The organism is Ferruginibacter sp. (genome assembly GCF_014377975.1).
GTDB lineage: Bacteria > Bacteroidota > Bacteroidia > Chitinophagales > Chitinophagaceae > Ferruginibacter.
Genome location: NZ_JACMOO010000121.1, coordinates 12,503 through 28,643 on the forward strand (window position 1 = coordinate 12,503; position 16,141 = coordinate 28,643).

At 39.2% G+C, this 16,141-nt stretch carries 12 protein-coding genes; 7 read left to right on the forward strand and 5 right to left on the reverse strand.

What is annotated here, in order from left to right:
* Positions 1–74 precede the first annotated feature (74 nt).
* Together nudK and H7254_RS07015 are read right to left on the reverse strand one after the other, a co-directional pair.
* Positions 75–665, reverse strand: a complete 591-nt coding sequence (gene nudK / locus H7254_RS07010) for a GDP-mannose pyrophosphatase NudK (RefSeq protein ID WP_301932294.1) — start codon at positions 663–665, stop codon at positions 75–77.
* Positions 666–796: 131 nt separating this feature from the next.
* Complete coding sequence (locus tag H7254_RS07015) at positions 797–2,128, reverse strand: Gfo/Idh/MocA family protein (RefSeq protein WP_301932295.1); 1,332 nt, start codon at positions 2,126–2,128, stop codon at positions 797–799.
* Between the two features lie 342 nt (positions 2,129–2,470).
* Between H7254_RS07015 and H7254_RS07020 the strand changes: the two genes are divergently transcribed.
* Both H7254_RS07020 and H7254_RS07025 read left to right on the forward strand, forming a co-directional pair.
* Positions 2,471–3,742 (forward strand): serine hydrolase, encoded by a 1,272-nt coding sequence (locus H7254_RS07020; protein WP_301932296.1) that lies wholly within the window; start codon positions 2,471–2,473, stop codon positions 3,740–3,742.
* Between the two features lie 54 nt (positions 3,743–3,796).
* A complete protein-coding gene (locus H7254_RS07025; RefSeq protein ID WP_301932297.1) occupies positions 3,797–4,237 on the forward strand; it encodes a hypothetical protein in 441 nt (146 codons plus the stop codon).
* A 128-nt stretch (positions 4,238–4,365) separates the two neighbouring features.
* On the opposite strand, the gene H7254_RS07030 is transcribed toward H7254_RS07025, so the two are convergent.
* Together H7254_RS07030 and H7254_RS07035 are read right to left on the reverse strand one after the other, a co-directional pair.
* Positions 4,366–5,034, reverse strand: a complete 669-nt coding sequence (locus H7254_RS07030) for a gluconate 2-dehydrogenase subunit 3 family protein (protein ID WP_301932298.1) — start codon at positions 5,032–5,034, stop codon at positions 4,366–4,368.
* Between the two features lie 46 nt (positions 5,035–5,080).
* Complete coding sequence (locus tag H7254_RS07035; protein WP_301921896.1) at positions 5,081–6,820, reverse strand: GMC family oxidoreductase; 1,740 nt, start codon at positions 6,818–6,820, stop codon at positions 5,081–5,083.
* Between the two features lie 463 nt (positions 6,821–7,283).
* On the opposite strand from H7254_RS07035, the gene H7254_RS07040 reads away from it, so the two are divergent.
* A complete protein-coding gene (locus H7254_RS07040) occupies positions 7,284–8,624 on the forward strand; it encodes an alpha-amylase domain-containing protein (protein WP_301932299.1) in 1,341 nt (446 codons plus the stop codon).
* A gap of 2,579 nt (positions 8,625–11,203) precedes the next feature.
* Here the strand turns inward: H7254_RS07040 and H7254_RS07045 are convergent.
* Positions 11,204–11,437 carry a hypothetical protein gene (locus tag H7254_RS07045; protein WP_301932300.1) on the reverse strand — a complete coding sequence of 78 codons (234 nt, stop codon included), beginning with the start codon at positions 11,435–11,437 and terminating at the stop codon, positions 11,204–11,206.
* A gap of 79 nt (positions 11,438–11,516) precedes the next feature.
* Here H7254_RS07045 and rhaT point away from each other — a divergent pair, with 79 nt between their 5' ends.
* The 4 genes from rhaT (at position 11,517) to H7254_RS07065 (ending at position 15,806) form a co-directional block, all read left to right on the forward strand.
* Positions 11,517–12,605, forward strand: a complete 1,089-nt coding sequence (rhaT, locus tag H7254_RS07050) for an L-rhamnose/proton symporter RhaT (RefSeq protein ID WP_301932301.1) — start codon at positions 11,517–11,519, stop codon at positions 12,603–12,605.
* Between the two features lie 29 nt (positions 12,606–12,634).
* Positions 12,635–14,758, forward strand: coding sequence for a bifunctional aldolase/short-chain dehydrogenase (locus tag H7254_RS07055; RefSeq protein ID WP_301932302.1), 2,124 nt, complete (start codon positions 12,635–12,637; stop codon positions 14,756–14,758).
* A 135-nt stretch (positions 14,759–14,893) separates the two neighbouring features.
* Positions 14,894–15,208 carry an L-rhamnose mutarotase gene (gene rhaM / locus H7254_RS07060; protein ID WP_301932303.1) on the forward strand — a complete coding sequence of 105 codons (315 nt, stop codon included), beginning with the start codon at positions 14,894–14,896 and terminating at the stop codon, positions 15,206–15,208.
* Positions 15,209–15,416: 208 nt separating this feature from the next.
* Positions 15,417–15,806 (forward strand): GxxExxY protein, encoded by a 390-nt coding sequence (locus H7254_RS07065; protein ID WP_301921903.1) that lies wholly within the window; start codon positions 15,417–15,419, stop codon positions 15,804–15,806.
* Positions 15,807–16,141 lie beyond the last annotated feature (335 nt).

Consider the following 16,141-nt stretch of genomic DNA (forward strand, 5'->3'; position numbering starts at 1 on the left):
ATTATTTCTTTTAAAATTCGCCAACGCACTAAAGAAGTGTGTATCAAATCAGGGTTGTGTGCAACAGAAAAATATCATAAAATATTTTTCAACCGTACATATTGCAATAGCATAATTGTTTTGGCATCTTTTATTTTGCCGGTATCAATCATTTGCAAAGCTTCTTCCATTGGTAATTCCAACACTTCAATTTCTTCCTGTTCATGCGCAATCCCGCCACCTTCTGTTACTTTCATGGCATGCGAATATTCAGCAATAAAAAAATGAAGCATCTCCGTTACCGAGCCAGGCGACATGTATACTTCCATTATTTTTTTAACGGCAGAAATTTTATAGCCTGTCTCTTCTTCGGTTTCTCTTTTAATGCAATCTTCCGGATTGTCTTTATCTAATAATCCGGCACATGCTTCTATCATCATACCATTGCGGTTGCCATTAATGAAAGTAGGCATACGGAATTGCCTGGTAAGGATTACTGTTTTAAATGAAACATTGTACAACAGAATAGCTGCACCATTGCCCCTGTCGTACGCTTCCCTGCTTTGCGTTTGCCAGTGGCCATCTTTCTTTAAATATTCGTAGGTTATCTTTCTGAGTGTGTACCAGTTGCTGGATAAAACTTCCCTGGCAATAATTTTTACATTGCTGTTTTGTTCCTGATTCATTTTCAAAAGTATAAAATGTTTGGACAAACTAAATCGGCGGTTGTTTATAAAAAAAATGAGCAACAAAATTAGTTAGATTCTATTGCTCATTTATCTTTTTAAGAAGTTAAAAATTAACCCGGTGCAACCTGCTATACTGTAGGAAGCTTATAGCCATTATAATATTCCTTCATTAAATATTCTTTGTTGAGCGCTTCATCTGTGAACGCACCCTTCGCTTTATCCCACAATACTTTTTGGCCGCTGCGAAAAGAGATATTACCCATTTGCGCCACCGTAGCAACGTGTGCACCTGCCTGTATGGGGCAATGAAGATCGGCTGAATTTCGGCTTTTTACGGCGCCTACAAAATTTATCCAATGCATGTCAAGTCCATTGTCGCTTGGTTTTTGAAACGGCATAATTACTTTGTTTTTGCTTTGCTTTTCTTCAATCACTTCCCAGCCACCCCGGTCTAAAATTAATGTACCATTGTTGCCGATAAATGCGATACCATGATCCCTGCCGTAAGATCCATTGTCAATGCCCATGGCAGAATCCCATACCAGGTTGAATTTATCAAATTCATAAAGCGTGGTTAAGGTATCGGGTGTTTCTTCATACAGGTCAGGATAAGCAAATCTTCCGCCCAGGCCAACAACGCTGATGGGTAAATCTGCCTTCATGCCGAGCAATCCATAGTCTAATAAATGCACACCCCAATCGGTCATCAGACCGCCGGCATAATCCCAGAACCACCTGAAATTAAAATGAAAGCGGCTGCTGTTAAAAGGCCTGATATTGGCTGGTCCTAACCATTGCTTATAATCAACCCCTGCTGGTGGCGCACTGTCAGGCACAACCGGGCCGGGTTTCATCCAGCCCTGGTAACACCATACTTTTACGGTGCGGATATTGCCTAACTGGCCGCTGTGTACAAAATCAACCGCATCCTTAAAATGCTTTTGGCTGCGTTGCCACTGGCCACACTGTACTATTTTATTATAGCGTTGCTGTGCTGCTACCATCGTATTACATTCAACAATTGAATTGCCTACAGGCTTTTCAACATATACATCTTTACCGGCTTCGCAGGCATGTATCATAATCAGTGCATGCCAATGGTCAGGCGTGCCTATAATTACTGCATCAATATCTTTTTGCGCCATTAGCTTCCGGTAATCATCATACTTTTTTATTTTGGAGGCATCCACATTGATAGCGGCCAGTTCACCAAGGCGGGTATCAATAACATTTTTATCAATATCACAAACTGCTACCAGGTTAACGCCGGGCACTTTTAAAGCGGCCTTTACATTCGACCAACCCATGCCATTAATACCAATGGCACCAATATTTAACTGATCGCTGGGGGCAATGCGGTTTTTAAAATAAGCAAAAGCTTTGTTATCAAATACAGATGCCAATGCACCAGCCCCCATTACCACGGACGACTGATGTAAAAATTTTCTACGTGATGACATGTCGGTTGTTTTTTAATAAAATTTTGTTGAAGAAAATTGTTTGCTATAAATGATTTAAGATGACGGCGCAACCGCGGCGAATTTGCGGTGACAAATATTTCTATATGGGCTTTTCTGCAATCATTAATAAGATATAAACTTACCAAATTAATCTTGTACTGCCACCGATTTATTTGGGGTATAAAATATTTGTGATTTGTTAATGAGAAAAGATAAATAACAAAAGAAAATAACTTAGTTTTATTTCTGCTAACTGTTTACTTAAAACTGCTTATAGCATCGGTTGACGATTGCAAAATGCGGTTAGTATTCTTCTAAAAACAAAATTATAAAATAAATTTTATGAAATTAAGCACACTGTTTCTGATGCTGGCTGTATTGTTTGCCTGTACTGTAATGGCACAAAAAATTGAACCGGCTGCCAATGTTTCTGCAAGTGGTTTTTCGGCAGACAGGTTAAAAAGAATTGACGAACAGATGAATGACTGGGTTAAAAAGGGCTGGGTGAGCGGTACAGTTGGCCTGATAATCCGCAATGGAAAAATTGTGTATTACAAAGCCGCCGGGTACAATGATATTGCCGATAAAACATTGATGAAAAAAGATGACATTTTCAGAATTGCTTCTCAAACAAAAGCCATTACCAGTGTGGCTGTTATGATGTTGTATGAAGAAGGAAAGTTTTTATTGGATGACCCCATCTCTGCATATATTCCCGCCTATGCCAACGAAACAGTTTTGGATAAATTCAATGAGGCGGATACAACTTATACTACCGTACCGGCCAAAAGGCAGGCGACTATCCGTGACCTGCTCACGCATACTTCTGGAATTGGATATGCACAAATCGGCAGCAAGGAAGCCAATGCTATTTACGCAAAAAATAATATAACGGCGGGGGTTGATGTAAGTGGTGATAAATTATCAGACGCAATGAGCCGTTTGGGAAAATTGCCGCTGATGCACCAGCCGGGTGAAAAATTTACATACGGTTTAAATGTAGATGTATTGGGCGATCTGGTGGAAATATGGTCGGGTATGAGCCTGGATAATTTTTTCAGGACAAGAATTTTTGAACCGCTGGGTATGTCGGATACCTATTTTAATTTACCTGCAAACAAGGCCAGCCGCCTGGTAAATATGTACAGCGAAGATTCAACAGGTACATTGCAAAAGTTAACCGGCGAAGCTTTGGGCGGCCACGTTGATTATCCGTTGCGCAGGAAAAGTTATTTTTCAGGTGGCGCAGGACTTTCTTCTACTGCGTATGACTATGCCGTTTTTTTACAAATGATGTTGAATGGCGGCACTTACAATGGAAAAAGATTACTAAGCCGCAATACGGTAAGAATAATGACGATGAACCAGATTGGTGATGTGCCTTTGGGCAACGATAAATTTGGTTTGGGATTTTCCGTGGTTACAGCAAAGGGTAGTGGAGCAACGCCGGCGCAGGAAGGAACCTACAGCTGGGGTGGTGCATTTAAAACTTCTTACTGGGTTGATCCCAAAGAAAAAATGGTGATTGTTTTTTATCGCCAGTTGCTCAATACAACTCATGGTGAACTCGCAGATAAATTCAGGGTGATGGCTTATTCGGCGCTGAATGATTGAAGATAGAAACGCTGATGATGCGGATTTTATTTGATTGCTGCGGATATTTAAAAGTTGGTGACAATACCTATGTGTACTTCTCAAAAACAAATAGACAATAAAACACTTTGCTTGTTTAGCAGCAAAGGCAATCTTAGTGCAACATATAAACCGCGGTGGACTGAATTTCGTGAATTTAGACGCATTGAAAACAACTGCATTATCGTTAAGGAAAGCGAGGAGAAGTTTAAAGACAATTCAGGCTATGCAAACATTTATTGTTTAGATGATAAATTTCAAATAGTGTGGACAATCGATGCACCTTTTAAAAATGACAGTTTTCCAAATCCTATTGTCTGGAATAAGCAGACTATAAGAAGACAAAAAGTAGATGGCTATTTGACACTGGATACTATTGATAATCCCAAAACTTTCTTGTGCTCAAGTTGGCATGGATTTACTTTAACTGTTGACTATGAGACAGGAGAAACAATTTCATCAGAGTTTACAAAATAGCGGACTGACACAAATCAACCCGAAAATAAAAAAGGCTGATAAAGCAAGTTGATGTTTCAGAACTGATTTAAAATCTGTTCCATCCTTATCAATCCGCAGTATCAGCGTTTCTTTAAAAAAGCGTAGCCTTATGCCTTATCAAAACTCACACATTCTTTCAGTTCTTTTTCTGTGTAAGCAAGGTTGTATTGTTTTAGCACATCATCCGGTACACCATTCCACTGGTTGGGTTTATTGCCTGCGTAGCCCATATCTGTTACACCAATTTCGGATGTGTAAAAGCCGGTACAGGTAAGGTCTCTCATTAAATTAAAAAAAGAAACACCTTGCTGCATACCTGGTTTTACTTTATTGGGATAAGCTATGTCATCTACAATTTCTATGCGCTGCCTGTCTGAAATATCATTGAATGATTTATCAAAACGTTTCAATGATTCTATCTGCAGCCAACGCAAACCACCCCGCATGGGCGTTTGATGTTCCGGCATATCTTTTACAATAAACTCAATAAAGTCGGGTACTTTGGCATCTGTAGAACTGCCACTTACAGCGTCTTTTGGTACAATTATATCTCCCAAAACGATAATAGTCGCCATTTCTTCTTTTGTAAAAAATGTTTCCGCATTCAGTTTTTTAACTACTTCAAGCTCTTCTTTAGTGCGGCTTAAATCCACCGCTGCAGCAGGTTCTGTTGATGCAATGGCCGCTTTTTTATCTGTTGGATTGCAACTCTCTATCAACATACCGGTGGCCGCGGTGCCTATTAATAAAGCTTTGATCGATTTACGTCTGTCCATAAAAATATTTTTATAATTTATCCGCTGGTGTAATAATGAGTATATATTAAATATTCTGTTTTTTTAACTGGTCAACAATGTATTCACTGGCTCTCATAGACAATGCAAGAATAGTCCATGTAATATTTTTATCACCCTGCGAAACAAACTGTCCTCCATCCACATTGAATAAATTTTTACAGTCATGTGCCTGGCTCCATTTATTTAGTGCGGAAGTTTTTTTATCATCACCCATACGAATAGTGCCTGCTTCATGAATGATATTACCAGGGTTAGCAAGGCCGTACTGGTTGTCGGCATTGTCATCGCCCCAGGTAATTACAGCACCCATCTTGTGCATAATTTCCCTGAAAGATTCCTTCATATGCTTTGCCTGGTTAACTTCCTGGCTGCTGTATCTGGTGTTAAACCTCAACACAGGTATGCCAAATTTATCAACCATACTCGGATCAATTTCACAATAATTGCTTGCCAGTGCAAGTGCTTCACCACGCCCTGCCATACTAACGGATGCACCATATAAATAACGTTGGTCTTCTTTTAAGGAAGCACCGTATCCACCGGCTTCTTTTGTTTTGCCGTTGATAGGAACTTTACCATTCTGACCCTGTATGCCCATACCAAAACCGTAAGCAGGCTGCTCCATACCGCCTGAATATTCAATATGATACCCCCTTGCAAAATCAAGTTTTTTGTTATTACCCCACCATGGAGTATACACATGCATACCACCAACCCCATCTTCATTAAATCTTTTGCGGCCTAATAACTGGGGCAGGTATCCACCCATGGCTGCACCGGTAGAGTCATGTAAATACTTACCGACTACATTGCTGGAATTGCCAATGCCATTGGGATGTTGTGCCGATTTTGAATTTAACATCAGTCTTGCACTTTCGCAGGCGCTGGCTGCCAGTATAACTACTTTGCCCTGCACCTGGTATTCCTGCATATCGTCTTTCAAAACATATGATACGCCTGTAGCAGCGCCGCTTGAATTCGTCATAACCTCTCTTGCCATAGCATTGGTTACCAGGTCTACATTGCCTGTGGCAATGGCTGGTTTTATCAACACGGAGGAAGCAGAAAAATCGCCGTACACTTTGCAGCTACGGCCACATTGTGCACAAAAAAAGCAGGCGCCTCTCTCTTTATTAATTGGTTTGGTAAGTATCGACAAACGGGATGGAATAACCGGTATGCCAATACTATTGCCGGCATTTTTTATAAATATTTCATGCAGTCTTGGTTTTGGAGGCGGCAGAAAAAAACCATCCGGATCGTTTGGCCTTCCTTCATTGGTGCCAAACACACCAATCATTTTATCAATTCTATCGTAAAAAGGTTTTACATCATCGTAACTAATTGGCCAGTCATCTCCCAAACCGTCAATACTTTTATGTTTAAAATCATCCGGGCCAAATCGTAAAGAAATTCTTCCCCAGTGATTGGTGCGGCCACCCACCATACGGGCACGCCACCATTCCCATTTATCCCCGGGAGCATGGGTAAAGGGTTCGCCTTCAATATCCCAACCATGGTAACAGCCATCAAAATCTCCAAATGGCCTGAATTTGGTACTAGCTCCACGCCGGGCCGATTCCCACGGATTTTTTAACTGAGCAGAATTAATAGCAGGATCAAAATTGGCGCCTGCCTCTAAAAGGCAAACCTTTAAACCTGCATTGGCAAGCATGTAAGCTGCCATACCGCCACCTGCACCGGAACCCACAATCACGGCATCGTATTGTTTAGGTTGTTTTTTAATTTGCAAACTATCGCCCATGTAAAGTGTTTATTTTTTTATAAGCTTAAAAGAGAGTATACTAAGATGAAAAGTACAAAAGTTTTACATCATACCATCCACTTGATTAATCTTTTTGTGTTTTTATTGGCTGAATGGAATTCAAATAGAGAAAAGTGGAGTTTTAATATAAAAAATTACATCCATGTAATGCGGAAAGAAAAAGATTCAATCCGGCGTGTCTTTCTCCATTACAGTAATCATATTTTTAAAATCCGGGCAATAGAATTTTTTGTCAGCTTGCACTTGTAACCATTATTTTATAGTTAGCGTTTTAATTAATTCCTTCATAATTCTGTACTTTGCTGCACGTCATTTTTATGCATGCATTATACAGTAGATTTATCAGGTTATTTTTAAGGACATGACTAAGCGCCTTTATTGTAATTCTAACCGCAATTAATAAATTATACAACATTATAAATATAAATTATAGCAAACAATTATGGGTGTAATGATGCAGGCTTTTTACTGGGATTGTCCCAGGCTGGAAGCAAAAGAATTTGGGTGGTGGAATTTTATAAATGAAAAAACAGCAGCTTTAGGTAAGGTTGGTTTTACCGCACTGTGGCTGCCACCGGCCTGCAAAGCCGCCAATATGGGTGGTATGTCAATGGGGTATGATCCTTATGATTATTATGACCTCGGTGATATTGATCAGAAAGGATCTTTACCAACCTGGTTTGGTTTAAGAAGTGAGTTGGAAGCGCTTATAAAAGTTGCTCACCAAAATAAAATACAGGTATATGCCGACATAGTGCTAAACCACACGAATGGTGCAGATGAGCAGGAGAAAAATTTATTTGACGGCCAGACGAGGTGGACCAAATACAATCCCGGCAGCGGTAAATTTGCACGAGACTGGACCTGCTATCATCCGTCTTATTTTGAAAGATGGGATGGTGACACGTTTGACGATATGCCGGATCTTTGTCATCACAATCCTTATGTGTACGGCAGCCTGATGGAATATGCCCGCTGGCTGATTGAAGATATTGGCTTTGATGGATTACGCTACGACTTTGTAAAAGGCTATGGGGGCTGGATGATTTACGCAATCCTGGAAAGATTGTATAAAAAAAATGGCAATACTGAATTTTCTCCTTTCGGCTTAGGAGAGTATTGGGATTCAGATATCAACATTACTGAATGGCTCAGCCAAACCAATGCATTTTCTGATAACCCGGTAGCTGCTTTCGATTTTCCACTCCGCCGCAGGCTGAAAGATCTTTGCGATAGTTATGGCTTTAGTTTGAAAAGCCTTACTGAAAAAGGTACATTGGTTACAGACGGAAAGGCGGAATGTGCAGTAAGTTTTGTCGAAAATCATGATATCTTTCGTGCTGATCCAATTATAAATGATAAGATGCTGGCTTATGCCTATATCCTTACCCACGAAGGGTATCCTTGTGTGTTTTGGCAGGATTATTACAATAACGGCCTTGGCCGGGAAGATAATAAAAATGGCATAGCAGCACTGGTAAAAGTACATGAGTTATACGCCGCTGGCAGCACTGGTATTCTTTATTGTGATGATGATCTTTACATCATGCAACGCCATGGCAGTGCCAGTCAAAAAGGACTGCTGTTTGTGCTCAATAATTCCGGAAGATGGAACGGGCGGATGGTATACACCCAATGGGCAGAAACAAAATTTACCCCGGAAGCTTTTTATGGAAAAAATAATACAGAAATACCGCAGGATAAATGGACAGATGGATTTGGTAGCGGTGAATTTTGGGCACCACCAAGAGGGTATGTTGTTTACATAGCGGTTGATAAATAAAATGTATAAACTGATTGAATTTTTTAGTAGCTTATCGTTTCTATTGATGGGATAAATAAAATTTAAAAGAGGTTTTAAAAATGCTTTAATAAGTAAAAAAGAATCGATAGCGCAAATAGTAATTGGCAAACTTACAAAGCATGGTAAACCAAAGCAAAGAAACAAAGTTGTAGAAAAAATACGAACAGCATAAAGTTGGAATTGGTTGCTGAAGCACATATTACTTTGTGTAAATATTTTGAAATTAGCGAGGCCAAAAAGAAGATACTTTTTTGCATAAAAATATTTCAGCTGATGATTCAATAAGAGCAGATTCGGTTGATATTTTTTAAAACTTAATGAGGGGTCATTTGAAATATTAAATTTACACAAATCGTTAAAACCGTTTAGTGATTATTTCTTCTTTTATTTCAATACTTTTTTGTCAAAAACATATCCTGATGATGCAGGCATTGTTGGATTAGCGGCTCTTCAATCAGTGGAAAGACAGAAAATGTGGAAAGTACATATGCTCAAATCTTTGCCGCAATTGGGATAACGTTCCCAGTAGCTTTTCTTATAAACGAAGTTCTTTTAAAACTTCAGATCTTCTAATAATATACAGGAAGGTCATCCCATGTTATCAGTTTATACAGAAGAAACTTGTATACTACTTCAAAATTTCACATACCTCTTCATCAATAAAAGATCTGATAATAACAAGCTAATTCATGATTGCGCAAGAAATTTACAAAACGCTGGTTAATAGTTTGAAAGCCCTTTTTGTTATTGAGTTAATTTCTATATTTTTTAGGGAATCTAATTTAGGAGAAGCAATCCTTTTTATCCTGAATTCTGTTGTTTGAGATTGTGCAATAAAACAATTAAATGCTCAGAATAAGAATTACAATATTGTAAAGCAATTCATCATTATTTTTAGTAATTTTCCATATAAACATTATTCCAATCAATAACGTTAGCCTTTCACCCGGCGGCCAAATTGCCTGATTTCAAATTGGTAGCCTTTTATATTTATTAAACATAAAATCGAACTAAATTTTCAATTTAAAAGTGACGTATAACCTACAAATGCATAGTTATTGAAAGTATGCTGAAGTGGGTAAAGGATAAAATTGCTTTGGTAAAAAAGCCAAGAATTACAATTTTTTGACTGGGTTCAGACCAGTTGTTTTTAGACTTTTATAGTTGAGGTTAAAATACCATTATTGGCAGCATTTGTTTTAGATCCGGAAACTAGCTGTTGATTATTTTGCGTAATTCGTAGGCAAAGCCTTCACCCCGAATCGTCTCGCGTAGGGGTGAAGACTTTAAAGAACCCGGCTAATAGTGATTGTTACGTAATGTAAAACATCTACCTTCCCGACATCAAAAGCCCACCAGGTAACAATACCAGCTGGCTTTTTAAATAAAAATATGATTAATAAATATAGTTTACTACTTCAGGTATTATCAATTAGCAGGGTCATCACTGTTTTATTATTACTTTTTTGTTTAAACTCATCTGCGCAGCACCAAGAAAGAACAGTTTTTGTATAAAATGTTGCTTTTGGTGGCATTACTGCCGGTATAGGATCTATTATCAATAAACCAAAATCGGTAAACTGGAAAAGGGCTTTTGCAAGAGGCCTTTGGCAGGGAAGTATTGGTGGCTTAATTGACTATTCAGGTAAGAAAGTCTCTCATCTTATAAATATAAAACAGGAAGTATTATATGCATGGCCAGCCAAGTTTCTTTATGCTACAGGTTACTCAATTATAGAAAATGCATCAGCATGCTTACCATTTTTGCAAAATTGGACTATTGATTTTGGCTTGTTAAGATTTGACTATTCTATGGAATCAAAACAAATTAAAGCCAGGTTGTTACCTTATGCAATGTTATCAACAATTATTGCAACACATTACGGAACATTCGATGCCGGCACCAGCCTTAAAACGGGAGAGATTATATTTTAGAATTATGATCTTTTAAATCTTCCCTCAGGGGTAACAAATACTCCGGGAGCAACTTTTGGAAGAGCCATTGTTTATACATATGGTCCACAGAGCAACTTGACAAAAGAGTGGATACTTTCACATGAGTTAATACACAGATTTCAATATAATCAATACCAGGTTTTTAATACCTGGGTTAAGCCATTATCTAAAAATATAAAATCATCGACCATACAAAACATGTTTTCCAAATATGTCTATGCCGATATTCCTTACTTTTTTTTACCTTATTATGCCATATATGGTGTGCAACCTGGCGACCATTACTATAAGAATTTTTACGAGTTTGAAGCTGAAAGATTCTCAACAAATGCTTATGTACCGCGATAAGATTTTTTGAAACATTCGGTAGCATATTAAATAAATCAAGCCATGCCAACGCCGTGTGACACATACTATGCACAAGTGTTTTATGCCGTAGTATTCGGCAGAAATGAAACATACATCTGCTCCATGGCAACGATCCTTTCAAATACAGGCCGCAGATTTTTTGGGCTTACCTGCGCCACGCAAATCCGGCTTGTAATCTACAAAGTGATACTCTTGTGTAAGGTATCCGCCAAAATAAAGTAGTGATCCCGGCTTTAAAAAACAAAAGAAATATTTATCTGCGTCATGAAAACACCCTCTTCACATGCAGGCCGCATAATTGGGGGAGTACGTATGCCACGCAAATCTGTGGCGGTTGTTTTCTGTAAAGTGGTATCCCTGATGGCGTACAGGTATCGGGGCATTATAATATATTCCTGAAAATTAATACCAGATCTGGCTACGTAACTGCATTTAAATATCACTGCAAAAAATAATCTGGCTTTCATGACAGTACATGACAGTTCCCATAAGATGTTCCCTTATTTTTACAAAGATTGTTCATAGCCAAATCAAAACTCATTTTACATGCAGGTTATCCTCGGGGTTATTTTTCACTTCATCGGCGGGTTTGCTTCCGGTAGTTTTTACATGCCATATAAGAAAGTTAAAGGATGGAGTTGGGAAAGCTTCTGGATAGTGGGAGGTATTTTCTCGTGGTTGATTGTACCACCGCTGGCAGCTTATTTAACCATTCCTGGTTTTGCAGATATTATCCGGCAGGCAAATCCATCTACACTTGGCATTACTTATTTGTTTGGTGTGTTGTGGGGTATTGGTGGATTAACGTATGGCCTTGGAGTACGTTATCTTGGTGTTGCGCTGGGCAGTAGTATCATTCTCGGATTGTGTATGGTATTTGGCGCCGTAATACCATCCATCTACTATAATTTTTTTCCAAAAGAAGGAAAAGATACCTTCTCAATGCTGATAGGTTCCCCTTGGGGACTCACCGTGCTGGCCGGGCTTGCGTTGAGTATATTGGGCATTGTCATTTGCGGCAAGGCAGGCGTAATGAAAGAAAGACAATTGAGTAATGCTGCAACTGATCCGCATGGCACCACCGTAAAGACAGAATATAAGTTTGCACTGGGGATGTTCGTTTCTATTGTATCGGGTGTGTTGAGCGCCTGTTTTAATTTTGGTTTGGAGGCAGGAAAACCCATGGCTGGTTTGGCCAATGAAATATGGAAAGCAGCCCATCCGGCACAGGGAAATTTTTTATACCAGAATAATGTAACCTATGTAGTAGTGCTATGGGGCGGATTGACCACCAACTTTATCTGGTGTATGATTTTAAATGCCCGTAATAAAACTTTTGGTGACTATAGTAATAAAAAAACACCCTTGTTGTCGAACTATATTTTTTGCGCATTGGCCGGTACTACCTGGTTTTTGCAGTTTTTTTTCTATGGTATGGGCGAAAGTAAACTGGGCAACGGCCCCAGCTCGTGGATATTGCACATGGCATTTATTATACTCACCGCAAACATGTGGGGGCTGGTATTAAAAGAGTGGAAAGGCGTTAATAAAAAAACAAGCACAACGATTGTTATAGGAATAATAACCATTATACTATCGGTATTGCTGGTAGGATATGGTAACTCACTCAAATAAATTTTATTAAATTATTTAAAACAGGCATTATGTCGACTTCTGCAACAACACAATTTAAACATGTAAGCTACCTGTGGGATGATGCCAAAGCGGCTGAACTGGCCGGTGATGAAGTAGCCTTACTGGTATATCGTTCTAATTTATTGGGCGCCGATTTACGCCTCACCAATTATGGTGGCGGCAACACTTCCTGCAAAGCAATCGCTAAAGACCCCCTGACAGGAAAGGATACCGAAGTAATGTGGGTAAAGGGTAGCGGCGGCGACCTGGGTACCATGAAACGCAATGGCCTTGCGGCTTTACACATGGACAGATTACTTAATTTAAAAAATATCTATCGGGGTATTGAGCATGAAGATGAGATGGTGGAATTGTTCAATCATTGTATTTATGATTTGGCATCTAAGGCACCGTCTATTGATACGGCACTGCATGGATTTCTACCATTCAAACACATAGATCATTTGCACCCCGACGCAGCCATTGCGATTGCCGCAGCCAAAGACGGTAAGAAAATTACGCAGGAATTATTCGGCGGAAAAATAGGTTGGGTGAAATGGCAAAAGCCAGGCTTTGATCTGGGTTTGTTATTAAAAGAATGTCTGGATGAAAATCCCGGTATCCGCGGCATTATGCTTGGCTCTCATGGTTTATTTACCTGGGGCGATACAGCGTATGAAAGTTACATGAATACGCTGGAAGTGATTGAAAAATGCGCCCAATACCTGGAAGACAATTACAGTAAAAAAGGGCCCATCTTCGGCGGGCAAAAAATTGAGTCTCTGCCAAAAGAACAAAGGCTCGAAAAGGCTGCTGCCCTGGCACCCATCTTAAGAGGATTCTGTTCTTCAAAAACAAAAATGATTGGTCATTTTACAGATGATGACCGGGTATTGCAATTTATCAACTCCAACGATCTGGACCGGTTAGCGCCATTGGGTACCAGTTGCCCCGATCATTTTTTAAGAACAAAAATTTCACCGCTGGTGTTAAATTTATCAACCGGTGAAAATGTGAACGATACTGTAGCCATCAAAGAAAAAATTGCACCGTTGTTTGAAGCCTATAGAAAGATGTATGTAGATTATTACAACACCTGCAAACATCCCAATAGTCCTGCAGTGAGGGATGCCAACCCGGTAATTATTTTATATCCCGGCGTGGGCATGTTTAGTTTCGCAAAAGACAAACAAACCACCAGGGTAGCATCTGAATTTTACATCAATGCCATCAACGTAATGCGTGGTGCCGAGGCCGTTAGTGAGTACACATCGCTGCCAAGACAGGAAGCATTCAATATAGAATACTGGTTGCTGGAAGAAGCCAAACTGCAGCGCATGCCCAAACCAAAAGCACTCACAGGCCGAATTGCTTTGGTAACTGGAAGTGCCGGTGGTATTGGAAAAGCCATCGCTAAAAAATTTGCAGCCGAAGGCGCCTGTGTAATTATCAACGACATCAACGAAGAGCGTTTGCAAATCGCCATGGAAGAATTTAAACAATTATTTGGCAGAGATACAGCAGCTTCTACCTTGCTGGATGTAACCGATAATCACACGATTGAAAAAGCATTTGCAGTCACCGCACTTGCATTTGGAGGCGTAGATATTATTGTAAACAATGCGGGCATCAGCATCTCCAAATCCATTACCGATCACAGTATTGAAGACTGGGACAGGCTGTATGATATTTTGGTGAAGGGTGAATTTTTGGTATCCAAAGCGGCTGTATCAATGATGCGCAAACAAGGCACTGGCGGAGATATCGTAAATATTGTGTCAAAAAATGCTGTAGTGGCCGGGCCTAACAATGCGGGTTACGGTTCTGCAAAAGCAGCGCAGGCACATCTTACAAGATTGTTGGCTGCAGAGCTGGGTGGAGATAAAATTAGAGTGAATACAGTAAATCCAGATGCGGTTATTGCAGAGAGTAATATCTGGGCCGGTGGATGGGCAGAAGGCCGTGCAAAAGCCTATGGTGTTACCGTGGCAGAATTACCGGCTTACTATGCTAAACGCACACTGCTAAACGAAACCATTTTACCGGATGACATTGCCAATGCCTGTTTTGCATTTGTAGGCGGACTGTTGAATAAATCAACCGGCAATGCATTGAATGTAGATGGGGGTGTAGCTGCTGGATTTTTGAGATAGTCTTTCTGGAACCACAAAGGCAGGAAGGCAGTAAGATAAACTAAGCTTTGTGTTTTTTACTGATTAAAAAACTTTGTGTTCCTTCGTTTCTTTGTGGCTTAGTGGTTCAAAAAAAAGTAAAAAATAATTTTATCTATGCAACGTGTGGCATTCAAAATGCAACTCTTGGAAGGTTGCGAAGCGGAATATAAAAAGCGACATGAAGCCTTGTGGCCGGAGCTGAAAGCATTGCTAAAAAAAGCGGGTATAAAAGACTATTCAATTTTTTTGGATGAAGAAACAAATGCATTGATTGGCTATCTTACCATTGAAGATAAAACCAAACTGGAGGCCTTACCCAATGAACCCGTGATGAAAAAATGGTGGGCTTATATGAAAGACATGATGGAAACAAATAAAGACAATTCGCCGGTGAGTGTTCGTTTACAAGAGGTGTTTTATTTACCTTGATCTTGAACCACGAAGACACTAAGACAGAAAGATACACAAAGAAATATGTTTGTAAAGCTTTCTGATAAAGAAGGGTATTTAGCAAAAAATCGCAGGTGATTGTTCGTTTGCAAGAGGTGTTTTATTTACCTTGATCTTGAACCACTAAAATACTAAGACATAAAGACACACCAAGGAATACAAATTAAATAAAGGAACACAAAGAGATATGTTTGAAAAGCTTTCTGATAAAGAAGAGTATTTAGCAAAACAGATTGTTGATATTGCTATCCGGGTTCATAAAGAACTGGGGCCTGGATTATTGGAAAGTGTTTATGAAAAGTGCTTTTATTACGAATTGGGAAATAGAAATATAATCTATCAAAAGCAAAAAGAAGTGCCGGTCATTTATCAAACCTTGATTATTGATGAAGGTTTGCGATTAGATTTGTTAGTAGAAGATTTAATAATAGTAGAATTTAAAGCGCAGGAAAATTATCATCCGGTTTGGGAAGCGCAATTATTAAGCTATTTAAAACTTACAGGCAAGCGTTTAGGTTTCCTCATTAATTTTCATGTACCCTTAATGAAAGATGGAATAAAAAGAATGATACTTTAAACTTAATGCCTTTAAATTTTAGTGGTTCAAAATAAGCTTAGTGCCACTTAATGTCTTTTTGCCTTTGTGGTTCAAAAAGAACTTAGTGCCACTTATTGTCTTTCTGCCTTTGTGGTTCAAAAAAGCGTAGGTGCCACTTAATGTCTTTTTGCCTTAGTGGTTCAAAAAGAACTTAGTGCCACTTAACGTCTTTTTGCCTTAGTGGTTCAAAAAGAGCTTAGTGCCACTTATTGTCTTTCTGCCTTAGTGGTTCAAAAAGAACTTAGTGCCACTTAATGTCTTTTTGCCTTAGTGGTTCAAAAAGAACTTAGTGCCACTTAATGTCTTTTTGCCAT